At 72.2% G+C, this 23,036-nt stretch carries 16 protein-coding genes; 15 read left to right on the forward strand and 1 reads right to left on the reverse strand.

Features of this window, described 5'->3' with window-relative positions; all coding sequences use genetic code 11:
• Positions 1 to 100: 100 nt before the first annotated feature.
• From ACFZA0_RS01855 to ACFZA0_RS01910, 12 genes are all read left to right on the forward strand, one after another.
• On the forward strand, positions 101 to 4,051 hold the full coding sequence (locus ACFZA0_RS01855; RefSeq protein WP_391009628.1) for an Rne/Rng family ribonuclease: 3,951 nt from the start codon (positions 101 to 103) through the stop codon (positions 4,049 to 4,051).
• Positions 4,052 to 4,280: 229 nt separating this feature from the next.
• The gene (locus tag ACFZA0_RS01860) at positions 4,281 to 5,348 is read left to right on the forward strand and encodes a glucose-1-phosphate thymidylyltransferase (RefSeq protein ID WP_391009631.1); all 1,068 of its coding nucleotides are present in this window, start codon (positions 4,281 to 4,283) and stop codon (positions 5,346 to 5,348) included.
• Entirely contained in the window at positions 5,345 to 6,376 is a 1,032-nt protein-coding gene (gene rfbB, locus ACFZA0_RS01865) for a dTDP-glucose 4,6-dehydratase (RefSeq protein WP_391009633.1), read from the forward strand. The genes ACFZA0_RS01860 and rfbB overlap by 4 nt, the downstream gene beginning before the upstream one ends.
• Before the next feature lie 164 nt (positions 6,377 to 6,540).
• Positions 6,541 to 7,155, forward strand: coding sequence for a dTDP-4-dehydrorhamnose 3,5-epimerase (gene rfbC, locus ACFZA0_RS01870; RefSeq protein WP_391009635.1), 615 nt, complete (start codon positions 6,541 to 6,543; stop codon positions 7,153 to 7,155).
• A 185-nt stretch (positions 7,156 to 7,340) separates the two neighbouring features.
• Positions 7,341 to 7,661 carry a 50S ribosomal protein L21 gene (rplU, locus tag ACFZA0_RS01875; protein WP_007381993.1) on the forward strand — a complete coding sequence of 107 codons (321 nt, stop codon included), beginning with the start codon at positions 7,341 to 7,343 and terminating at the stop codon, positions 7,659 to 7,661.
• Positions 7,662 to 7,677: 16 nt separating this feature from the next.
• Entirely contained in the window at positions 7,678 to 7,932 is a 255-nt protein-coding gene (gene rpmA, locus ACFZA0_RS01880; protein WP_391009639.1) for a 50S ribosomal protein L27, read from the forward strand.
• Between the two features lie 164 nt (positions 7,933 to 8,096).
• Positions 8,097 to 9,533, forward strand: coding sequence for a GTPase ObgE (gene obgE, locus ACFZA0_RS01885; RefSeq protein ID WP_391009642.1), 1,437 nt, complete (start codon positions 8,097 to 8,099; stop codon positions 9,531 to 9,533).
• A 195-nt stretch (positions 9,534 to 9,728) separates the two neighbouring features.
• The gene (locus ACFZA0_RS01890) at positions 9,729 to 11,279 is read left to right on the forward strand and encodes an alkaline phosphatase D family protein (RefSeq protein WP_391009645.1); all 1,551 of its coding nucleotides are present in this window, start codon (positions 9,729 to 9,731) and stop codon (positions 11,277 to 11,279) included.
• Between the two features lie 131 nt (positions 11,280 to 11,410).
• Positions 11,411 to 12,601, forward strand: a complete 1,191-nt coding sequence (locus ACFZA0_RS01895; RefSeq protein WP_391009648.1) for a hypothetical protein — start codon at positions 11,411 to 11,413, stop codon at positions 12,599 to 12,601.
• 214 nt (positions 12,602 to 12,815) lie between these two features.
• Positions 12,816 to 14,315 (forward strand): D-ribitol-5-phosphate cytidylyltransferase, encoded by a 1,500-nt coding sequence (locus tag ACFZA0_RS01900; RefSeq protein WP_391009650.1) that lies wholly within the window; start codon positions 12,816 to 12,818, stop codon positions 14,313 to 14,315.
• 170 nt (positions 14,316 to 14,485) lie between these two features.
• Positions 14,486 to 16,600, forward strand: a complete 2,115-nt coding sequence (locus ACFZA0_RS01905; protein WP_391009653.1) for a hypothetical protein — start codon at positions 14,486 to 14,488, stop codon at positions 16,598 to 16,600.
• A gap of 262 nt (positions 16,601 to 16,862) precedes the next feature.
• On the forward strand, positions 16,863 to 18,083 hold the full coding sequence (locus ACFZA0_RS01910; RefSeq protein ID WP_391009656.1) for a glycosyltransferase: 1,221 nt from the start codon (positions 16,863 to 16,865) through the stop codon (positions 18,081 to 18,083).
• Between the two features lie 78 nt (positions 18,084 to 18,161).
• Here ACFZA0_RS01910 and ACFZA0_RS01915 read toward each other — a convergent pair whose 3' ends face one another.
• The gene (locus ACFZA0_RS01915; protein WP_391009659.1) at positions 18,162 to 19,613 is read right to left on the reverse strand and encodes a polysaccharide pyruvyl transferase family protein; all 1,452 of its coding nucleotides are present in this window, start codon (positions 19,611 to 19,613) and stop codon (positions 18,162 to 18,164) included.
• 210 nt (positions 19,614 to 19,823) lie between these two features.
• Here ACFZA0_RS01915 and proB point away from each other — a divergent pair, with 210 nt between their 5' ends.
• The 3 genes from proB to ACFZA0_RS01930 all read left to right on the forward strand — a co-directional run bounded on the left by proB (position 19,824) and on the right by ACFZA0_RS01930 (position 22,982).
• Positions 19,824 to 20,966: a glutamate 5-kinase gene (proB, locus tag ACFZA0_RS01920; RefSeq protein WP_391009666.1), complete on the forward strand. Its 1,143-nt coding sequence runs from the start codon at positions 19,824 to 19,826 to the stop codon at positions 20,964 to 20,966.
• A 180-nt stretch (positions 20,967 to 21,146) separates the two neighbouring features.
• On the forward strand, positions 21,147 to 21,614 hold the full coding sequence (locus tag ACFZA0_RS01925; RefSeq protein ID WP_391009669.1) for a hypothetical protein: 468 nt from the start codon (positions 21,147 to 21,149) through the stop codon (positions 21,612 to 21,614).
• Positions 21,615 to 21,695: 81 nt separating this feature from the next.
• A complete protein-coding gene (locus tag ACFZA0_RS01930) occupies positions 21,696 to 22,982 on the forward strand; it encodes a glutamate-5-semialdehyde dehydrogenase (protein WP_391009672.1) in 1,287 nt (428 codons plus the stop codon).
• Positions 22,983 to 23,036: the final 54 nt, after the last annotated feature.

Here is a 23,036-nt window from a genome sequence, read left to right on the forward strand (position 1 = left end):
CGCCCCGGACGGCGGCACCGCGCATCGCGCGAGCCGCGGACGTCACCGGTACTGCCGGACCAGGCGCGGCGCCCGGGAGCCTGACGGGAGAAACGCCCGCATGCTCGAACCGATCGAATCCGCCGGACCCGCAACGGGTTCCGAAACCGACAACACCCCCAGCGACACCCTGCCGCCGCGCCGCAGGCGCCGCGCCGCGTCGCGCCCCGCGGGTCCGCCCGCCGGTCCCGCCGCCTCCGCGGCCGCGGACGACGCGCCGGCCATACCGGCCGTCGCCTCCGCCGACTCCCCGGCCGAGGACGCCGAGGAGCAGCAGGAGACCCCCGTCACGGAGGCCGCCGCCCCCGTGGAGACCGAGGCGGCTCCGCCGCGTGCCCGTCGCCGTGCCACCCGCCGGGTGTCCGCGCCGGTCGCCGCGCCCGCGTCGGAGGAGGCCGCCGAGACGGTGGTGTCCGCCGAGGCGCCTGCCGAGGCTGCGCAGGCCGTGGCCGCCGAGCCCGAGCCGGCCGTCGAGGAGGCGGCTCCGCCGCGTGCCCGTCGTCGTGCCACCCGCCGGGTGTCCGCGCCGGTCGCCGCGCCCGCGTCGGAGGAGGCCGCCGAGACGGTGGTGTCCGCCGAGGCGCCTGCCGAGGCTGCGCAGGCCGTGGCCGCCGAGCCCGAGCCGGCCGTCGAGGAGGCGGCTCCGCCGCGTGCCCGTCGTCGTGCCACCCGCCGGGTCACCGCGCCCGCCGCTGCCGCCGAGCCCGAGCAGCCGGCGCCCGCCGCCGAGCAGCCCGCCGAGCCCGAGCCCGCGCGGGACGCCCCCGCCGAGGACGCGGCCCCGCGCCGCGGCCGCCGCCGGGCCGCCCGCAAGGCCGCCGGCGGCTTCTCCGCGCCGGCCCCCGCCGAGGCCTCCGGCGACGACTCCGGACGCCGCCCCGCGCGCCCCTCGGTCGCCGTGTTCCAGGCGCCGGTGTTCGCCGAGCCCAAGTTCCAGTTCCAGACGCCGCAGCGCGCCGCCGCCGAGGCCGCCGCGTCCCGCGCGGGCAACGACGACGACGCCGCCGTCGAGGCCGAGGAGCGCACCCCCCGGCAGCAGCCCGCCCCGGCGCAGGCCCCGGCCCGTGCCGCCGAGCAGCAGGCCGACGAGCAGCCCGGCCGCCGCCGGCGCCGTCGCCGCGGTGCGGACCAGGGCGACGAGGCCGTCGCCCAGGACGCCGCCCCGCAGCAGCCCGTGCCGCCGGCCGCCGAGCCCGCCGCCCAGGACGAGCACGCCGACGACCAGGCCGACGACCAGGTCGAGGACGCCGACGACGCCGAGCACGACGACAACGACCACGAGGACACCGGCTCGCGCCGCCGTCGTCGCCGGGGCGGCCGTCGCCGCCGCCGGGGCGACGCGGGCGACGCCGAGCACGACGACAACGGCGACGCCGACGAGCCCGCGCAGGAGGACGACTCCGCGCAGGCCGAGGACGACACCGACGCCGAGGGCGACGACGAGCAGGACGACGCGGGCGACCAGGCGGGCGGCAGCTCCAGCAGCCGCCGCCGGCGCCGCCGCAGGCGCCGGGCCGGTGACGCGGGCGGCGACGGCGACACGCCCGCCGACGACCCGGAGCGCACCGTCGTCAAGGTCCGCGAGCCCCGCAAGAAGGACGAGCGCTCGGGCGACGCCTCCGACGAGGTCCAGTCCATCAAGGGCTCGACCCGCCTGGAGGCCAAGAAGCAGCGCCGCCGCGAGGGCCGCGAGCAGGGCCGCCGCCGCGTTCCGATCATCACCGAGGCCGAGTTCCTGGCCCGCCGCGAGGCCGTCGAGCGCGTGATGGTGGTGCGCCAGTACGGCGAGCGCACGCAGATCGGCGTCCTGGAGGACGGGGTGCTCGTCGAGCACTACGTCAACAAGGAGCAGGCGACCTCGTACGTCGGCAACGTCTACCTCGGCAAGGTGCAGAACGTCCTGCCCTCGATGGAGGCCGCCTTCATCGACATCGGCAAGGGCCGCAACGCCGTCCTGTACGCGGGCGAGGTCAACTTCGAGGCGCTCGGCATGGCCAACGGGCCGCGCCGCATCGAGGTCGCGCTGAAGTCCGGGCAGTCCGTGCTGACCCAGGTCACCAAGGACCCCATCGGCCACAAGGGCGCCCGCCTGACCAGCCAGGTCTCGCTGCCCGGCCGGTACCTGGTCTACGTGCCCGAGGGCTCGATGACCGGCATCAGCCGCAAGCTGCCCGACACCGAGCGCGCCCGGCTGAAGACCATCCTCAAGAAGATCGTCCCCGAGGACGCGGGCGTCATCGTGCGCACCGCCGCCGAGGGCGCCAGCGAGGAGGAGCTGCGGCACGACGTCGAGCGCCTCCAGGCGCAGTGGGAGGAGATCCAGAAGAAGGCGAAGAGCGGCAACGCCCCGACCCTTCTCTACGGCGAGCCGGACATGACCGTCCGTGTCGTGCGCGACATCTTCAACGAGGACTTCACCAAGGTCGTCGTCAGCGGCGACGAGGCGTGGCAGACCGTCCACGGGTACGTCTCGCACGTCGCCCCGGACCTGACCGACCGCCTCCAGCGCTGGACCAGCGAGGTCGACGTCTTCGCGTCGTACCGGATCGACGAGCAGCTCGCCAAGGCGCTGGACCGCAAGGTGTGGCTGCCCAGCGGCGGCTCGCTGGTGATCGACCGGACCGAGGCGATGGTCGTCGTCGACGTCAACACCGGCAAGTTCACCGGCCAGGGCGGCAACCTGGAGGAGACCGTCACCAGGAACAACCTGGAGGCGGCCGAGGAGATCGTGCGCCAGCTCCGGCTGCGCGACCTCGGCGGCATCATCGTCATCGACTTCATCGACATGGTGCTGGAGTCCAACCGGGACCTCGTGCTGCGGCGCCTGCTGGAGTGCCTGGGCCGGGACCGTACGAAGCACCAGGTCGCCGAGGTGACCTCGCTGGGTCTGGTCCAGATGACCCGCAAGCGCGTCGGCCAGGGCCTGCTGGAGTCGTTCTCGGAGACCTGCGTCCACTGCAACGGACGCGGTGTCATCGTCCACCTGGAGCAGCCCAGCTCCGGTGGTGGCGGCGGTGGCGGCAAGCGCAAGAAGCGCGGCCGCGGCGGCTCCGAGCACCAGCACGACCACGACCACGACGGCCGTCACGACGAGCACGAGCACGACGACTACGCGGCGGCGGACACCGCCGAGGAGTCCGTGGCCGAGGTGGCCGCCGAGGCCGCCGCGCCGCGCGCGCTGCCCGAGCCGGAGTTCACGCCCGACGAGGAGCTGTACAGCAGCGCCGCCGAGGCGGAGGCCGCCGCGTCCCGCGGCAGGGGCCGCCGCCGGGCGAGCCGCCGCGCGTCCGCCCCGGCGGGCGCGCCGAAGGCCGCCGTCCGCGACGACGCCCGCACGTCCGAGCCGGCGCCCGCGCCGGTCGCCGAGGCGCAGGCCGAGCCCGTCGCCGTCGAGGACCCGGTCGTCGAGGCCCCGGCCCCGGCCGAGACCCCGGCGCCCGTCGAGGCCCCGGCCGAGAGCGCGCCCAAGGGCCGCACCCGCCGCCGGGCCACCCGTACGGCCTCCGCGCCCGCCGGTTCGCCGGCGGGGGCCGAGGCGGCCGTGGTGACGGTCCCGGAGACCGTGCCGTCGGCGGCCGAGGCGCACGCCCAGCCGGAGGCCGTCGAGGACCCGGTCGTCCAGCCGCCCGAGCCGGTCGCCGAGGCCCCGGCCAGGCCGCGACGCCGTGCCGTGCGCAAGGCCACCGCGCCGACCGCGTCCGAGGAGGCGGCCGTCACGGTCGTCCCGTCGGCCGCGGAGACCCCGGCGGAGGCCGCCGGGCAGGAGAGCGCCGAGGAGGCGGCTCCCGCGAAGAAGACGGCGCGCAAGACGGCCAAGAAGGCGACGGCGACGAAGGCCGCCGCCGCCAAGAAGGCCCCGGCCAAGAAGACGGCCGCGAAGAAGGCCACGGCGAAGAAGGCGGCGAAGACCACCACCGCCAAGACGGCCGCCAAGAAGAGCACGGCGAAGAAGACCTCGGCGGCGGAACAGCAGCCGCCCCGGTCCGTTTCGAGCAGTGCCGACGAGGACTGATCCGTCCCGTCACCCGCGGTGAACGAACCCGCCCCCGGCCGCATCGGCCGGGGGCGGGTTCGTTTTTCCGGGGCCGTGCATTCCGGCCGCCCAGGGGTACCCGCCGTTCGGTCAAGTTAATGCAAGGTAAACCCGAGATCCACAAGTGGATACGATATGTACGGGGAAACAAAACCAATTCCGGCGGGTGGAGTGGCATTCCGCGCCCGCCGCAACATGGGGGGATCACGTGAAAGCTCTCGTGCTTTCCGGGGGATCGGGTACGCGCCTGCGGCCGATCACGCACACATCCGCCAAACAACTGGTCCCCGTCGCCAACAAGCCCGTCCTCTTCTACGGGCTGGAGTCGATCGCCGACGCGGGCGTCGAAGAGGTCGGCATCGTCGTCGGCGACACCGCGGACGAGATCCGCGAAGCGGTGGGGGACGGCTCCCGGTTCGGGCTCCGCGTCACCTACATCCCGCAGGAGGCCCCGCTCGGGCTGGCCCACGCGGTGCTCGTCGCGCGGGACTTCCTCGGTGACGACGACTTCGTGATGTACCTCGGCGACAACTTCATCGTGGGCGGCATCACCGGTGTGGTCGAGGCGTTCCGGGCCGAACGCCCGGACGCGCAGATCCTGTTGACCCGGGTGCCGAACCCGACGTCCTTCGGCGTCGCCGAACTCGGCCCGGACGGGCGGGTGGTGGGCCTGGAGGAGAAGCCGAAGGAGCCCCGCAGCGACCTCGCCCTCGTCGGCGTCTACCTGTTCACCCCGGCCGTGCACGAGGCCGTCCGCGCCATCCAGCCCTCCTGGCGCGGGGAGTTGGAGATCACCCACGCCCTCCAGTGGCTGATCGACGAGAAGCGCGACGTCCGGTCCACGACCATCTCGGGCTACTGGAAGGACACCGGCAACGTCACCGACATGCTGGAGGTCAACCGGTCCGTCCTGGAGACCCTGGAGCCCCTGAACGCGGGCACGGTGGACGAGAGCAGCGAACTCATCGGCCGGGTGCGCGTCGAGGCGGGTGCCCGCGTGAGCGGCAGCCGGATCGTCGGCCCCGTGATCATCGGCGCGGGCACGGTCGTGCGCGACGCCTACGTCGGTCCGTTCACCTCGGTCTCCGAGGACTGCCGGATCGAGGACAGCGAAATCGAGTACTCCATCGTGCTGCGCGGCTCGTCGCTGACCGGCGTGCGCCGCGTGGAGGCCTCGCTCATCGGGCGCGACGTCGAGATCACGCCCGCACCCCGTCACCCCTCGGCCCACCGCCTCGTACTGGGCGATCACAGCAAGGTGCAGATCTCTTCATGACGGCCTCCCCGAACCCCGCGCACCCCACGACTCCCGTGCGCCCCACGCGGATTCTGGTGACCGGCGGCGCCGGTTTCATCGGCTCGCACTACGTCCGCACGCTGCTCGGCCCGCAGGGCCCCGGTGACGTCGAGATCACCGTCCTGGACAAGCTGACGTACGCGGGCAACCCGGCCAACCTCGACGAGGTGCGCGAGCACCCCGGCTTCGCCTTCGTGGAGGGGGACATCTGCGACCCCGCGCTTGCCGCGAAGCTGATGGCCGAGCACGACCAGGTGGTGCACTTCGCCGCCGAGTCGCACGTGGACCGGTCCATCGACGGCGGCGCCGAGTTCGTGCGCACCAACGTGGTCGGCACGCACACGCTGGTCGACGCCGCCCACCGGGCCGGCATCGGGGTCTTCGTGCACATCTCCACCGACGAGGTCTACGGCTCGATCGACGAGGGCTCCTGGCCCGAGACCCACCCGCTCCAGCCCAACTCGCCCTATTCCTCGGCGAAGGCGTCCAGCGACCTGATCGCGCTGTCCTACCACCGCACCCACGGCCTGGACGTCCGCGTCACCCGCTGCTCCAACAACTACGGGCACCACCACTTCCCGGAGAAGGTCATCCCGCTGTTCGTGACCAACCTCCTCGACGGGAAGAAGGTCCCCCTCTACGGCGACGGCGCCAACGTCCGCGACTGGCTGCACATCGACGACCACGTCCAGGGCATCGAACTGGTCCGCACGAAGGGCCGCGCAGGCGAGGTCTACAACATCGGCGGCGGCACCGAGCTCTCCAACAAGGAGCTGACCGGTCTGCTGCTCGCCGCGTGCGGCGCCGACTGGGAGACCTCCGTCGAGTACGTCGAGGACCGCAAGGGCCACGACCGCCGCTACTCCGTGGACTGCGCCAAGATCCGCGACGAACTCGGCTACGAGCCGCGCAAGAGCTTCGAGCAGGGCCTCGCGGAGACCGTCCAGTGGTACCGCGACAACCGCGCCTGGTGGGAGCCGCTGAAGGAACGGGCGGCGCTGAGCTGACGCGGGGCACCGGGAGTTGGCTGTCTGCGGCCCCGGCACCGACGCGGCGCGCGGCGAGTACGTGATGATCGTCGACCACGGCGACCGGCTCGGCGACGAGACGCCGGAGCGGCCGTGCCCTGACCAACCCGCAGAAGAAGAGCTGAGGAGCTGAAGGACCCGAGATGCGACCTCTTTCGATTTCCGGCGCGTGGGTGTACGAACCGAAGGTCTTCCCCGACGGTCGGGGCAGCTTCCACGAGTGGTTCAAGGCCCCCGTCTTCGAGGACGCGGCCCGCCATCCGCTCACCCTCGCGCAGGCCAACATGTCCGTCTCCAGCCGGGGCACCCTGCGCGGCGTCCACTTCGCGGACGTGCCGCCGGGCCAGGCCAAGTACGTCAAGTGCGTGCGCGGCGAGGTCCTCGACGTGATCGTGGACATCCGCACCGGCTCGCCCACGTTCGGCAGCTGGGAGGCGGTCCGCCTCGACGACCGCGACCACCACGCGGTGTACCTGTCCGAGGGGCTGGGCCACGGGTTCATGGCGCTCACCGACGACGCCACCGTCGTCTACCTCTGCTCGGAGGGGTACGCGCCCGAGCGGGAGCACGGCATCGACCCGCTGGACCCCGAACTCGGCATCGGGTGGCCCGCCGACGTCACCCCGCTGCTGTCGCCGAAGGACCGGCAGGCCCCGAGCCTCGCCGAGGCCCGCGAGCGCGGTCTGCTCCCCTCCTACGAGGAGTGCGTCGCCCACCGGCAGGCCCTCGGGGCCGGTGGGGGGACCTCCGGCGGCTGAGCGGCCGCGGCCCGGTTTGACCCGTTCGGCCGTGGCCCCGTAACCTTGACCGTCGGCGTGTCCCTAGACGCGTCACATCCCCGTAAACCTCATCCTCCCGGTCGGTTCCGGTCGGGAGAGGCCGCTCGCGTGCCGGGCGGCTGGACTGCGGGGGTGCCGTTCCCGAGCGAGAGAGTGAGATCCGCGTGTACGCCATCGTGCGCAGCGGTGGTCGCCAGCACAAGGTTGCTGTCGGCGACATCGTTGAGGTTGACAAGATTTCCACTGCCAAGGTTGGCGACACGGTCGAGCTCTCGACCCTGCTCGTTGTCGACGGCGACGCTGTGACCAGCGACCCGTGGGTGCTGGCCGGCATCAAGGTCCAGGCCGAGGTCGTGGACCACCACAAGGGTGTGAAGATCGACATCCTTCGCTACAAGAACAAGACCGGCTACCGCCGTCGTCAGGGCCACCGCCAGCAGTACACGGCGATCAAGGTCACTGAGATCCCCGCGGCTGCGAAGTAAGGGTAGGGACTGAGACATGGCACACAAGAAGGGCGCATCGTCCACTCGGAACGGTCGCGACTCCAACGCTCAGCGGCTCGGTGTGAAGCGCTTCGGCGGTCAGACCGTCAACGCCGGTGAGATCCTGGTCCGCCAGCGCGGCACCCACTTCCACCCCGGCGCCGGCGTCGGCCGCGGCGGCGACGACACGCTGTTCGCGCTGCTTCCCGGTGCGGTGGAGTTCGGTACCCACCGCGGCCGCAAGGTCGTCAACATCGTCCCGGTCGGCTGACCCGGACACAGTTCGACACCTTCGCGATCCTTTCGCGGAAACTCGCGAGGCGGACCTCACTTCCCGGGCGGGAAGGCGGGTCCGCCTTTCGCGTGTTACGCAGGAGAACGCGAACGCACGACCACACGTAGAACCGCAGAACCACAGTGCTGGAGGCACCTACCATGACCACCTTCGTGGACCGCGTCGAACTCCATGTCGCCGCGGGTAACGGAGGCCACGGCTGTGCCTCCGTCCACCGTGAGAAGTTCAAGCCGCTCGGCGGACCGGACGGCGGCAACGGCGGCCGTGGCGGCGACGTGATCCTCACCGTCGACCAGTCCGTGACGACGCTTCTCGACTACCACCACTCGCCGCACCGCAAGGCGACCAACGGCAAGCCCGGCGAGGGCGGCAACCGCTCCGGCAAGGAGGGCGAGGACCTGGTCCTGCCCGTGCCGGACGGCACCGTCGTCCTCGACAAGGCCGGCAACGTCCTCGCGGACCTCGTCGGCCACGGCACCTCGTTCGTCGCCGCCCAGGGCGGCCGCGGGGGCCTCGGCAACGCGGCGCTGGCCTCGGCCCGCCGCAAGGCGCCCGGCTTCGCGCTGCTCGGCGTGCCCGGTGACCTCCAGGACATCGTCCTGGAGCTGAAGACGGTCGCCGACGTCGCGCTCGTGGGCTACCCGAGCGCCGGCAAGTCGTCGCTCATCTCCGTGCTCAGTGCGGCCAAGCCGAAGATCGCGGACTACCCGTTCACGACGCTGGTCCCCAACCTCGGTGTGGTGACGGCCGGTTCGACCGTCTACACCGTGGCCGACGTGCCCGGTCTGATCCCCGGCGCGAGCCAGGGCAAGGGCCTGGGCCTGGAGTTCCTGCGGCACGTGGAGCGGTGCAGCGTCCTCGTGCACGTGCTGGACACGGCGACCCTGGAGTCCGACCGCGACCCGGTCTCCGACCTCGACATCATCGAGGAGGAGCTGAAGCAGTACGGCGGCCTCGACGACCGGCCCCGCATCGTCGTCCTGAACAAGACCGACGTGCCGGACGGCGCCGACCTCGCCGAGATGGTCCGCCCCGACCTGGAGGCGCGCGGCTACCGCGTGTTCGCGGTCTCGGCGGTCGCCCACATCGGCCTGCGCGAGCTGTCGTTCGCGCTCGCCGACCTCGTCGGCAAGGCCCGCGCGGCCCGCCCGCAGGAGGAGGCGACCCGGATCGTCATCCGGCCCAAGGCCGTCGACGACGCGGGCTTCACCGTCACCCAGGAGGAGGACGGCCTCTTCCGCGTCCGCGGCGAGAAGCCCGAACGCTGGGTGCGCCAGACCGACTTCAACAACGACGAGGCCGTCGGCTACCTCGCCGACCGCCTCAACCGCCTCGGTGTCGAGGACCGGCTGCTGAAGGCCGGCGCCCGCGGCGGCGACGGCGTCGCCATCGGTCCCGAGGACAACGCGGTCGTCTTCGACTGGGAGCCGTCCGTCATGGCCGGCGCGGAGATGCTCGGCCGGCGCGGCGAGGACCACCGCCTCGAAGGCGTGCGGCCCGCGGCGCAGCGCAAGCGCGAGCGCGACGCCGAACGCGACGAGTCGCAGCAGGAGTTCGACGACTTCGAGCCGTTCTGACCGGACCGCACCGGGCGGTTCCGACCGCACCGGGCCGTTGAGCTGTCGCCCGCGGGGCCCGTGCCACGGTGGTCTCTCGTTGTCTGCCCACTTGTCATGCACGCGCATGTTGGTGTTCAGCGGGCGGACCGTGCGGGCGTGGGAGCTTCCGGTTGTTCGCTGCCCGACCTTTCCGCGAGCAGAGGGAGTCCGCCGATGACCGCCGCGCAGTCGCCCGACCGTCGCCGTTTTCTGACCGCCGGTGCCGCCGCCCTCGGCGCCGCCGCCACCGCCCAGCTCTGGTTGCCCGGATCCGCCCGCGCCGCCGAAGGCGCCCTGCCCGCGGGGGTGTTCAGCCTTGGCGTGGCCTCCGGCGACCCCCTGCCGGACGGCATCGTGCTGTGGACGCGGCTCGCCCCCGACCCGCTCGACGGCGGCGGCATGCCCGACCGCTCGGTGGTGGTGACCTGGGAGCTGGCCGAGGACGAACGCTTCGCGAAGATCGCCCGCCGGGGATCCGCCACCGCCCTGCCCACGTACGGGCACAGCGTTCACGTCGATGTCCGCGGGCTGCGGCCCGGTCGCACGTACTGGTACCGCTTCCGCGCCGGAGGGCAGATCTCGCCGACCGGCCGCACCCGGACCGCGCCCGCGCCGGGCAGCACCGGCGGCAGCCTGCGCGTCGCCCTCGCGTCCTGCCAGAACTGGCAGCAGGGCTACTTCACGGCGTACCAGGACATGCTGGCCCAGGACCCGGACGTGGTCCTCTTCGTCGGCGACTACATCTACGAGTCCGCCCCCTCGGCCACCGCCGTGCGGCGCCACGAGGGGAGCGACGAGCCGTACACCCTCACCCAGTACCGCAACCGCTACGCGCAGTACCGCACCGACCCGCACCTCAGGGCGATGCACGCGCGCGCACCCTGGGTGGTCACCTTCGACGACCACGAGGTCGACAACGACTTCGCGGGCGGTGTGCCGCAGGACCCCGCGAAGCAGTCGCCGGAGGCGTTCGCCGCCCGGCTGACCGCCGCCTACCAGGCGTACTACGAGCACATGCCGGTCCGCGCGACCGCCGTGCCGAGCGGGCCGCACATCCAGATGTACCGGCGCCTGGAGTTCGGCGCGCTGGTGCGCCTCAACGTGCTGGACACCCGCCAGTTCCGCTCCGACCAGACGACCACGCAGGCCGGCGCCCTGTCCCCGGCCATGACGATGCTCGGGGCGAAGCAGAAGAAGTGGCTGGTGGACGGGCTGCACGGGTCACCGGCGCGCTGGAACCTGATCGCCTCGCAGATCATGATGGCGGAGACGGACCTCCAGATCGGCGAGGGCAAGCTCTGGTACTACGACGCCTGGGACGGCTACCAGGCCGAACGCAACGCCCTGCTGGGGGAGTTGAGGACGGTGCGCAACCCGGTCGTGCTCAGCGGCGACCGGCACCTGACGATGATCAGCGACCTGAAGGCCGACTTCGCCGACCCGGCGTCCGCGGTCGTCGGCGCCGAGTTCGTCGGCACGTCGGTCTCCAGCAACGGCGACCAGGACCAGGCCGCGTTCCACGACGAGTGGGACCCCCGGATGCCGGACAACCCGCACTGGAAGGTGATCGACGCCCACCGCGGCTACCACCTCTTCGACATCGACCGCGACGGCATCGACGCCACCGTCCGCGTGGTGGACACCGTGACGCGGCCCGACGCCCTGTTCTCCACCCTGAGCCGGCTGCGCGTCGACGCCGGGAAGCCGGGCGTGCGCACGGTCTGACCGGCGGCGGGGCGGCGCGGGCCGCCGGGGCGCGCGGGGCCCCGGGACGCCGCCGGGGGCGGGGAACACTCATGTCCGTTCCACACCGTTCTCAGCACGTTCTCAGGAACCGTCCTTAACATCCTGCGGGTATGGAGACGGACTGTAGAAGAACAGAAGGGGCCAGGCCCCTCCCGGCCGGGACGCGGCTGCTGCACATCGGGCCGCACAAGACCGGCACGACATCCATCCAGGGCGCGCTGTTCGCCGCCAAGGACGCGATGGCGGCGCACGGCGTCGCGTTCCCGGCCGCCACGCGGCACCCCATGGAGGCCGTCCTCGCGGTCTGCGCGCGGCCCGGGATGATGGGCAACACCCGGCCCACCGACAAGCACTGGGACCGGCTGGTCGCCCAGGTGGACGCGACGGGCGACCGCACCTCGGTGATCAGCAGCGAGTTCTTCGCCGACGCCGCCGACGACGAGATCGTCGCGCGAGTCGTGCGGGAACTGGGCGGCGAGCGGGTGCACGTGCTGGTCACCCTGCGCCCGCTGGTGAAGATCATGCCGTCGCAGTGGCAGCAGTACGTCCAGAACGGGCTGCGCATGGGCTACGAGGACTGGCTCGACCACATGCTGCGCAAGGCGCCCTACGAGAAGCCGAACCCGAGCTTCTGGCGCCGCCACCGCCACGACCGGCTGGTGGAGCGCTGGGCGCGCGTGGTCGGCCGGGACAACCTCATGGTGGTCGTCGTCGACGACCGCGACCGGGGCGGCCTGATGCGGACCTTCGAGACCCTGCTCGGCCTGCCCGCCGACCTGCTCCGGGAAGTGCCGGACACCGCCAACCGCTCGCTCACGCTGGCCGAGACCGAGATGCTGCGCAAGCTCAACGTGGAGTTCCGCGGGCACGAGCTGCCCGAGGAGCTGTACTCCCGGCTGATCCGGTACGGCGCGATCATGCACATGAAGAACACGTGCGCGCCCTCGAAGGACGAGGCGCGGATCGTGACACCGCCGTGGGCCGTCGAGGCCGCCGCCGCCGTGGGCGCGGAGATCACCGAGCGGATCGGTGCGATGGGCGTCCGGGTGATCGGCGACCCGGCCCTGCTGTCGGCCGTCGCGCGTCCCGCCGCGGCACCGACGCTGCCGGCGCCGGCCGGGCCGCCCCGGGTCTCCGCGGAGGCCGCCGCGCAGGCGCTCTACGGCGCGCTGGCCGCCGCGGCCGACGCCCCCGTGCGGCACACGGCGCCGGTCAAGGCGCGCACGGTGCAGCAGACCTCTTCCAAAGATCTGGTGAAGGTCATCGGCGGCCGCGCCCTGAGGCGACTGCGGCGGCACTGAGCGCGTACGGTACGACTCACAGTCACGGCGGAAGGCCGACGGGGTGACGCACAGCGACTCCGGGGGCACGTTACGGGGGAACCGCCCATCATCAGGAGTGCGAGGTGAATGACAGATGGCGCGCACAAATGCGTCGGGAGGCGCTCACCTTGCACTGCGGTAACCACAAGTGGGACCATTTCCCGGTTCCCCGTTGTCCCGAGGTAGGTCACCTGTGTCTCAGCGCATAGCCAAGCCCCGTACCACCGCAGTGATCCTGGCCGGGGGTACCGGCCAGCGCGTGGGTCTGTCGATCCCGAAGCAGCTGCTGAAGATCGCCGGCAAGGCAGTCATCGAGCACACGCTGACCACCTTCGAGAACGCGGACTCGATCGACGACATCATCGTGCTGATGGCGCCCGGGTACGTCCCCGACGTCGAGAAGATCGTCGCGAAGGCCGGCTTCCGCAAGGTCGCCAAGGTCATCGAGGGCGGCTCCACGCGCAACGAGACCACCGAGCGCGCCATCGCGGCCCTCGGCGAGGGCCTGGCCGAGGGCGAGGACCGCAACGTCCTGTTCCACGACGCCGTGCGCCCGCTGCTGTCGCAGCGCGTCATCGACGACTGCGTCGTCGCGCTGGACCGCTTCCAGGCCGTCGACGTCGCCATCCCGTCCGCGGACACGATCATCGTGACCCGCACGCACGGCGAGGACGGCGAGTTCATCACCGAGATCCCGGACCGCTCCCGGCTGCGCCGCGGCCAGACGCCCCAGGCGTTCAAGCTGTCCACCATCCGCCGCGCCTACGAGGTCGCCGCGGACGACCCCAACTTCCAGGCCACGGACGACTGTTCCGTCGTGCTCAAGTACCTGCCGGACGTGCCGGTGCACGTCGTCGCGGGCGACGAGTACAACATGAAGGTCACCCAGCCGGTCGACGTCTTCATCGCCGACAAGCTCTTCCAGCTCGCCTCCACGGCGGCCCCCGAGCAGAAGGACGAGGAGGCGTACCGCAGCCTGCTCACCGGGAAGACGCTCGTCGTCTTCGGCGGTTCGTACGGCATCGGCAAGGACATCGCCGAACTGGCGGAGTCCTACGGCGCCAAGGTCTACGCGCTGGGCCGCTCCACCACCGGGACCCACGTGGAGAACCCGGAGGAGGTCGACGACGCCCTGTCCAAGGCGTACGGCGAGACCGGGCGCATCGACTACGTGGTGAACACGGCCGGCGTCCTGCGCATCGGCAAGCTCGCCGAGACCGACAACGCGACCATCGAGGAAGCGCTGAAGGTCAACTACCTGGCGCCCGTGCAGATCGCCCGCTCCTCCTACAAGTACCTGTCGGAGACCAAGGGCCAGCTGCTGCTGTACACCTCCAGCAGCTACACCCGGGGCCGCGCCGAGTACAGCCTCTACTCCTCGACCAAGGCCGCCATGGTGAACCTCACCCAGGCCCTGTCCGACGAGTGGGCCGGTGACGGCATCCGGGTGAACTGCGTGAACCCGGAGCGGACCGCGACCCCGATGCGCACCAAGGCGTTCGGCGACGAGCCCGCGGGCAGCCTGCTCTCCTCGGAGGCGGTCGCCCGCACCTCGCTCGACGTGCTGCTTTCGGAACTGAACGGACATGTCATCGACGTCCGCCAGCAGGACCCGACCGCCGGTGCCAGCCGCGCGACGGGCTTCGAGCAGGCGCTCGCCAGTGTCCTGGACCGGCAGGACGGCGTGGCATAATCAACATCAATTAGCCTTCGGTCATTCAGGCCTCTGTGTTTGCCCGTTCATGGCGCATTCACGGGGGCCTGAGTCCGTAATTCACACCGATCGCGCACAATACGCTTTCCGGATCTTTTCAGGTCTTTTCGGTACCAAGAAACCGGCACCCCTCCCAGAGCAGGTTTTCCGTGATATCCACTGCTATTCGCGTCGCCCGGGTGGGCAGCGTGGCCGAGCTGGCCGCGGCGGCGCTCATGATGCTGGGCTTCCCCGTCCTCATGGTCGCGGCCCTCGTCCCGAGCGTGCCCGTGTTCGCGGCCGCGGCCGCCGTCACGTACCTGACGGACCACTACCTGCACCGCCAGGGCAGCTACCTGATCAACCGGCTCAGCAAGGTCCGGGCCGGTCTGTCGATCCGGTTCCTGGTCCGGCAGCTGCTCCTGCTGCTGCTCCTGGCGCGCCTCGCGCTGACGCAGGACGCCGTCTTCTACAGCGCCATCGCCTGCTTCATCGTCTTCTACGGCCTCCAGGCACCGCACAGCACCCTGGTCACCCTGATCAGGCTGCGCCGCAAGATGCCGGTGGCCACCCGCAACGTCGACCTGACGTCGTACATCCGCATCCCGGACGCGCCGCCGCGCTCGCTGCTCAACCGCTCGGCCGAGAAGATGCTCCACCTCGACCTGCCGGCCGTCGTGGGCCTGCTGGTCTCCGGCGCCACCGACACGGCGCTGCCCGGTGTCGTCGGCATAGCGGTCACCCTCGTCCTGGGCTGCGTCTACACCCTCGCGCTGCTTCCCTACGTGCGCGGCTCGAAAATACCGCCGGGCACGGACGTGGTCCTGGGCGCCGTCGACAAGTGGCTCGGCGCCTACAAGCCGGAGACGGTCCTCTACTTCTCCGGCTCCAAGGACTCCGCCTACCAGGTCAACATGTGGCTGGAGACGATGGAGCAGCTGGACTCCCGTCCGCTGGTCCTGCTGCGCGAGCGCGCCATCCTGGAGCGCATGACGCCCACCACGGTCCCCGTCGTCTGCGTGCCCGGAGGGGTGCACCTGATGAACATGGACCTCTCCACGGTGCGCGTCGCCCTGTACGCGGCGAACGTCGGCAAGAACATCCACATGCTGCGCGTTCCGACCGTCCAGCACGTCTTCATCGGCCACGGCGACAGCGACAAGCTCGCCAGCGTCAACCCGTTCAGCAAGGTCTACGACGAGGTCTGGACCGCCGGACGCGCCGGACGCGACCGCTACGCCATAGCGGACGTCGGTGTGCGCGACGAGGACATCGTCGAGGTCGGCCGCCCGCAGCTCGCGCCGATCGAGACCTGGCGTGGCGTGCCCGCGGACCGGATGCCCACGGTCCTGTACGCGCCGACCTGGGAGGGCTGGGACGACAACCCCGGCAACACCTCCCTGCTGCTGGCCGGCGAGAACATCGTGCGCAGCCTCGTGAAGGCCGACCCGCCGGTGCGCGTCCTGTACAAGCCGCACCCCTTCACCGGCACCCGCAGCCCCGCGGCCAAGGCCACGCACGACCGGATCACCGCCCTCGTGCAGAAGGCCGCCGCGGCCCGCGCCGCCGACCCCGCGTTCACCGCGGACGTGACGGTCAAGGCGCAGGCCGCCGCGGACCTGGCCCGCATCCAGGCCCGCATCGACGAGCTGTCGGGCACCGGCACCGAGAAGGGCGACGAGGCCGAGGCCACCCGCGACGGCGTCATCGACGTCGAGCGGCACGCCGAGGTCGCCCGGCTGCGCGCCGAGTGGAACGACGCCTACTGGCGTTCCTTCGGCAGCTGGGAGCACCGGGTCATCACGGGCGCCGAACCGCGCCTGTACGACTGCTTCAACGTCTCCGACGCCATGGTCTCCGACATCTCCAGCGTGGTCTCCGACTTCATCGCGAGCGGCAAGCCGTACGCGGTGACCGACTCCGCCGAGCTGGGCGTCGAGGAGTTCAAGCGGCAGAACACCGCGGTGCGCGCCGCGGTGATCCTCTCCAACAAGGCCACCGAACTCGGCCGGCTGCTGGCGGCGGTGCGCGACCCGGCCGCCGACCCGCTGGCGGCGGAGCGCACGGAGCTCAAGCAGTACCTGCTCGGCCCCGACGAACCGGCGTCCATCGACCAGTTCAACACCGCGGTCGCGGACCTCGCCGCCAAGGCCGAGGCGCGCAACCTCGGCCAGGAGCCGCGGGGCGCCGAGGCGGGCGCCGCCGAGGCGGAGCCCGGCGACATCCTGAACGAGCAGTGGGCGTCGGCCACCGGCACCCCGGACGGCGGCGTGAACGCGGGCTGACGGCCCGTCACGCACCGGCGAACGGCCCGGCCCCCGAGGGACTCCTCGGGGGCCGGGCCGTTTCCGTCCCGCCCGGCCGCCCGCCGATCCGGCCCCCATGCGGTTCCGGTGCGCCGGCTGTCCGTTTCCGTTGTGACTCCGGTCACGAAGACGACACCCGGGGACAACCGGGGGCGGCGTACGGCCGTCTTGCAGGTGACCGATGAACGGACACCGGGGGAGCGTCCGTTCAAGAGGGGGGAAGCGATGAGGAGGGGGTTACGTGGCGACGACACAGCCTGACGTCAGCGTGATCATCGGGGCGTACGAGGCGATGCCCTATCTGGTCGAGTGCCTGGCGTCCGTCGAGGCACAGACCATCGGGGCGGACCGCCTGGAGGTGATAGCCGTCGACGACGGTTCCACCGACGGCTCGGGGGAGTGCCTGGAGGAGTTCGCGGCCCGCGCCGCCATGACGGTGACGGTGGTCCGGCAGGACAACTCCGGCGGCCCCAGCGGCCCGCGCAACGTCGGGCTCGGCAAGGCGGCGGGGCGGTACGTCTTCTTCCTCGACGCCGACGACCGGCTGGGCCCCGACGCGCTGGAGCAGATGGTCGCCATGGCCGACCGCAACGGCACCGACGTCGTGGTCGGCCGCGTCGAGGGCGTCGGGCGGCCCGCGCCGAGGTCGGTGTGGAAGGAGACCCAGGAGCGCACCGACGTCTACTCCTCCAACATCAAGTTCACGCTGAGCGCCCAGAAGCTGTTCCGCCGGGCGCTGCTCGAACGGCACGGCATGCGGTTCGACGAGTCGCTGTACACCGGCGAGGACGCGCTGTTCACGATGGAGGCCTATCTGCGGGCCGACGGCGTCTCCGTGCTCGCCGACCGCACCTGCTACTACCTGGTCCGCCGCGACGACGGCAAACACGTGACGCAGAGCGGGAGTTACACCCTGCGCTTCGACTCCGCGCGGGCCCTCATGAACCTGATAGCCGAGCACGTGCCGCCGGGCGGCCGGCGCGACGTGCTCATGGTGCGGCCGTTCGGCGTCACCCTGCTCGGGCAGTTCGGCCCGCGCTACCTCACCGACAGCGAAGAGGTCAGGCGCCACAAGTTCGAGCTGGCGGCACCGCTGATGGACGCCTACTGGAACGAGGGCCTCGCCCGCCGGCTCAACGTCCACCAGCGGCTGCGGCTGTACCTGGTGGCGCAGCGGCGGCCCGAACTCCTGGCGGACGTGGTGAAGTTCGTCAAGTCCAAGCGGACGGCCGCCGCCGTCCTGGAGCGCCGCGGGCGCCGCGTCTACCTGGTCTATCCGCACTTCCGCTCGCGCCGGGCCGGGATACCGGACTGGGTCTACCGCGCGACCGCGCGCGAGGCGGCCCCCTTCGAGGGCTTCCGCGGCCCGGCCGAGGACGGCGGCGTGCTGCGCCGCGCGGCCCGGGGCGCCCGCCGCGCCCTGCTCGCGCGCGGCGCCGGCGGAGCGGCCACGGCGGCCTGACGGCCGCGAGCGGCACAGGGCGGCGCCCGCTCCCCCCGGGGGAACGGGCGCCGTTCTGCTGCCGGTCGGGCGGGGCGCCTACGAAGTGCCCGTGCCGCGGCCCGGGTTCAGTGCCCGGCGGATCGGGCCGCCCACCACGCGGCGGGCGCGGCGGTAGACCGTGGAGCCCGACTTCGCCGCCGTCTTCACGGCGGGCTGGACGGCCGCCTGCGCCCGGGAACTGCGGCGGGCCTGGGCCAGCTCCTGCCTCAACCGTGTGTTCTCCGCGGCCAGTTCGGTGGTACGGCCCTGGAGCCAGCTCATCCGGGAGGCCATCGAGGCGATGTCGACGTCGTTCCACGGGCGGATGCCCGCCGGGAGGTCCAGCGACCGCACGCGCTTCTCGTAGGCGGCGCCGCCGTCCCCGTGGGTGAAGGTGTTCTGCAGCCCGTTGCGGTCGAGGAACGCCGTGAAGCGCTCGAACCGCTCCTGGTGGCCGTCCATCAGCGGGGCGAGGTCGGCCTCCTCGTAGAGCTGCGCCGGGTCGAGGTCCGCGGGCACGTCGCCGATCCTGCGGTGCGGGATGCCGAAGTAGCGGCACAGCTCCAGCGTGCGCGCGTCGCCGCACAGCACGGTGGCCGGCGTACCGGCCAGCAGCGCCGCGATGTTGCCGTGGATGCGGGAGCCGAAGGAGAAGTCGAACTCCTTCAGGTCGTCCATCCAGCGCACCGGGTCGATGTAGACGCGGACCTTGTCCTCGCGGTACATCGGGTGGTCCGGGTGGGTCGGCAGCGCCGTCACCCGGGAGTTCGGGTGGGAGAGGTCGCGCCAGTGCAGCTGCTGGGCGTCGGTGAGGTTCTGGCCGACGAAGCGCAGGTGCGGGTAGCGGGCGTGGGCGTTGTCGATGATCTGGCCGAGCCGCTGCTTCTGCACCGCGTTGTGCGAGCCGTTCACGGAGATGCGCGAGTCGGGGCCGAGGGCGGCGACCCGCTTGTGCACGGCGAGGTCCTTGCCGTGCAGGAACATGGACGGGCAGCCGATGACCTCGACGTCGCGGAAGCCCATGTCCTTGAGGTACTTCTCGGTGAACTCGCCCCGCACGCCGATGGACGCGCTGTGGTCGAGCACCGCGGAGACGAAGGCGCGGACCGTCGGCTCCATCGGCTTGAGCCGGTCGGCGTTGTAGTCGAGCCCCGCCTGCGCGCCGCTGCCGAGCACCACGACGGGTATCTTCAGCCGGCCGATGAGCCGGGTGAGCCGGGCCAGCGAGTTCTCGAAGGACGGCCGGAAGGCGTTCGCCAGCGGTACCACGAACGCGTCGTACTGCTCGTTGATGCGTCCGGCGGCGGCCACGTCGGTGGCTATGCCGTTGGACACGATCTCGGTGCCGGGTGTCTCCAGGATCTTGTGAGAGGCGTCGCTGAAGATCAGGTTGCCCGAATTGGTGCCGATGACGTCCCGACGGATCGCCTCTTCGACGGAGACGACGTCGTACGGGCTCTTGCCCGACCGGAGCAGGATGCGCTTGGTGCGCGGAACGGTAGGTGCCACACGAGCAAAGTTAAGTTTACTTCGTCTTTGAATGCCATAGGCCTTGAGTACAACTTTTTGTTCGTTTGCATACCGTGAACGACCGGTGGCGCACCGTACGGCCGCGAACGTCCCGATCCTGTCCGCGCACTGGACCCCGCAGCGCCGCCCGCCGCCGTCGCGTAAATTGCCCACCGGCGCAGCCGGACCTACGCGAGGGGAAGTCAGCACGTGGCAGGGGCAAGGCAGGCCGTCACCGAGGCCCGCAGGATCGTCGTCAAGGTCGGCTCGTCCTCGTTGACCACGGCCGCGGGCGGTCTCGACGCCGACCGGGTCGACGCGCTCGTCGACTCGCTCGCCAAGAGCCGGGGCACCGGCCACGGCGAGGAGGGCGACAAGGAGATCGTGCTCGTCTCCTCCGGCGCGATCGCCGCCGGACTCGCCCCGCTCGGCCTGCGCCGCCGGCCGCGCGACCTCGCCCGGCAGCAGGCCGCGGCCAGCGTCGGACAGGGCCTGCTCGTCGCCCGGTACGCCGCCTCCTTCGCCCGGTACGGAGTGCGCGTGGGGCAGGTGCTGCTCACCTCGGACGACATGAGCCGCCGCTCCCAGCACCGCAACGCGTCGCGCACCCTCGACGAGCTGCTCGCCATGGGCGCGTTCCCGATCGTGAACGAGAACGACACCGTCGCCACCGACGAGATCCGCTTCGGCGACAACGACCGGCTCGCCGCCCTCGTCGCCCACCTCGTGCGCGCCGACCTGCTGGTGCTGCTCTCCGACGTGGACGGCGTCTACGACGGCGACCCCGCGAAGCCCGGCACCGCGCGCGTCGCCGAGGTGCGCGGCCCCGCCGACCTCGCGCACGTGGAGATCGGCAGCGCGGGCCGGGCCGGAGTCGGCACCGGCGGCATGGTCACCAAGGTCGAGGCCGCCTCCATCGCCGCCGCCGCGGGCATCCCCGTCGTGCTGACCAGCGCGCCCCGGGCCGCCGACGCCCTCGGCGGCGGCGACACCGGCACGTACTTCCACCCCACCGGCAAGCGCTCCGCCGACCGCCTCCTGTGGCTCCAGCACGCCTCGGCCCCGCAGGGCTCCCTCACCCTCGACGACGGCGCGGTGCGCGCGGTCGTCGAACGCCGCACCTCGCTGCTGCCGGCCGGGATCGCCGCCGTGGAGGGCGAGTTCAGCGCCGGTGACCCCGTCGAGCTGCGCGACACCCGGGGGCGCGCGGTGGCCCGCGGGCTCGTCAACTTCGACGCCCGCGAGATCCCCCAGCTCCTCGGCCGCTCCACCCACGACCTCGCCCGCGAGCTCGGCCCCGCCTACGAGCGGGAGGTCGTGCACCGCGACGACCTGGTGATCCTCCGCCCCTGACACCGCCCCGGCCGCACCCGCGGTCCGTCCGGCACGGTGCCCGAAAACCGGGAGAACGTCCGGCAAAGCCCGTGCCCCGAGGTGGACGTTCCGCAAAACCGCCCCGCGGCGGCGTGCGGGCTGGTCAACTGTGCGCAGGGACACGTCCGGTCGCGCACCGCGCAGTGGAAGGAGGCCGTCGTGAGACGAGTACGCCCCGGGGCGGCGGCATCCCGCGGCGGCGCCCCCTCCCGCGCGCCCGGCGAGGAGCGCACCCTCACGAGCGTCGCCGCGGGCGAGCGCTACGAGGAGCCGGAGGCCAAGGACGTTCCGCGGCTGTGGCACGTCACCCTCAGCGTCTCCGGCGAGGAGGCACCCCTCAAGGAGGTGCGCCGCGCCCTCGAACAGCTCGCCCACGACCACCCCTTCCTGCTGACCAGCAGATACGCCAACGACCACGCCGAGATCCGGTACTGGGAGGAGGCCCGCGACCTGCACGACGCCGCGGCCGTCGCCCTGCGCCTGTGGGGCGAGCACCGCCGCACCGCGAAGCTGCCGCCCTGGGAGATCGTCGGCCTGGAGGTCGTCGACCGCGACACCTACCACCAGCGCATCGCCGAGGGGTACGGCCCGCTGCCCGCGGCGCCGGTCGGCGTGCACCCCTTCTGACCGCCGGTTTGCCCCGTTGGCGCCCGTCTCGCGCTGTGGAACACCACCGGCCGGCCCCGTCCGGCGCACTACCCTTCCCCCATGACGACGCTCTCGCCGTACGACTCCATGTCCCCGGTCGCCCGTGCCGCCTACCGGGCGAAGTCCGCCGCCGCCGACCTCGCGCCGCTGCCGCGGGCCGAGAAGGACGACGCGCTCCTCGCCATCGCGGACGCCCTGGAAGTACGCACGCGGGAGATCGTCGAGGCCAACGCCGAGGACGTCGCGAAGGCCCGCGAGGCCGGCACCGCCGAGTCCGTCGTCGACCGCCTCACCCTCACCCCCGAGCGGGTGCGCGCCATCGCCTCCGACGTGCGCGACGTGGTGGCCCTGCCCGACCCGGTGGGCGAGGTCGTGCGCGGGTCCACCCTGCCCAACGGCATCGACCTGCGCCAGGTCCGCGTGCCGCTCGGCGTCGTCGGCATCATCTACGAGGCCCGCCCCAACGTGACCGTGGACGCCGCCGCCCTGTGCCTGAAGTCGGGCAACGCGGTCCTGCTGCGCGGCTCCGCCTCCGCCTACCGCTCCAACACCGCGCTGGTGCGCGTCGTCCGCGACGCCGTGGGGGGCGCCGGACTGCCCGCCGACGCCGTGCAGCTCGTGCCCGGCGAGGGCCGCGAGTCGGTGGGCGAACTGATGCGCGCCCGCGGCCTGGTGGACGTCCTCATCCCGCGCGGCGGCGCCTCCCTGATCCGCACGGTCGTCCAGGAGTCGACCGTCCCCGTCATCGAGACCGGCACCGGCAACTGCCACGTGTACGTCGACGCCGACGCGGACATCGACATGGCGATCGACATCCTCATCAACTCCAAGGCGCAGCGCGTCAGCGTCTGCAACGCCGCCGAGACCCTGCTGGTCCACCAGGACATCGCCGACGCGTTCCTGCCCCGCGCCCTCGACGCCCTCGCGGAGGCCGGCGTGACCGTGCACGCCGACGAGCGCGTCGCCGCCTACGGGGAGAACTCCAAGGCCACCGTCGTCGAGGCGACCCCGGAGGACTGGGAGACCGAGTACCTCTCCTACGACATCGCCGCCGGCGTCGTCGACTCCCTGGACCGGGCCGTGCAGCACATCCGGCTGTGGAGCTCCGGCCACACCGAGGTCATCGTGACGTCGTCGCAGCGGGCGGCCCGCCGGTTCACGCAGCTCGTCGACTCCACGACCGTCACGGTCAACGCCTCCACCCGGTTCACGGACGGCGGCCAGTTCGGCTTCGGCGCCGAGATCGGCATCTCCACCCAGAAGCTCCACGCGCGCGGCCCCATGGGACTGCCCGAACTCACCAGCACCAAGTACATCGTCACCGGCGACGGCCACGTCCGCCGCTGACCCGGCGCCCTCCGCGGGAGCTCCCGGAAGCTCCCGGGAGCCGGGGACGAATTT

Source organism: Streptomyces sp. NPDC008150 (assembly GCF_042956945.1).
Lineage (GTDB): Bacteria > Actinomycetota > Actinomycetes > Streptomycetales > Streptomycetaceae > Streptomyces.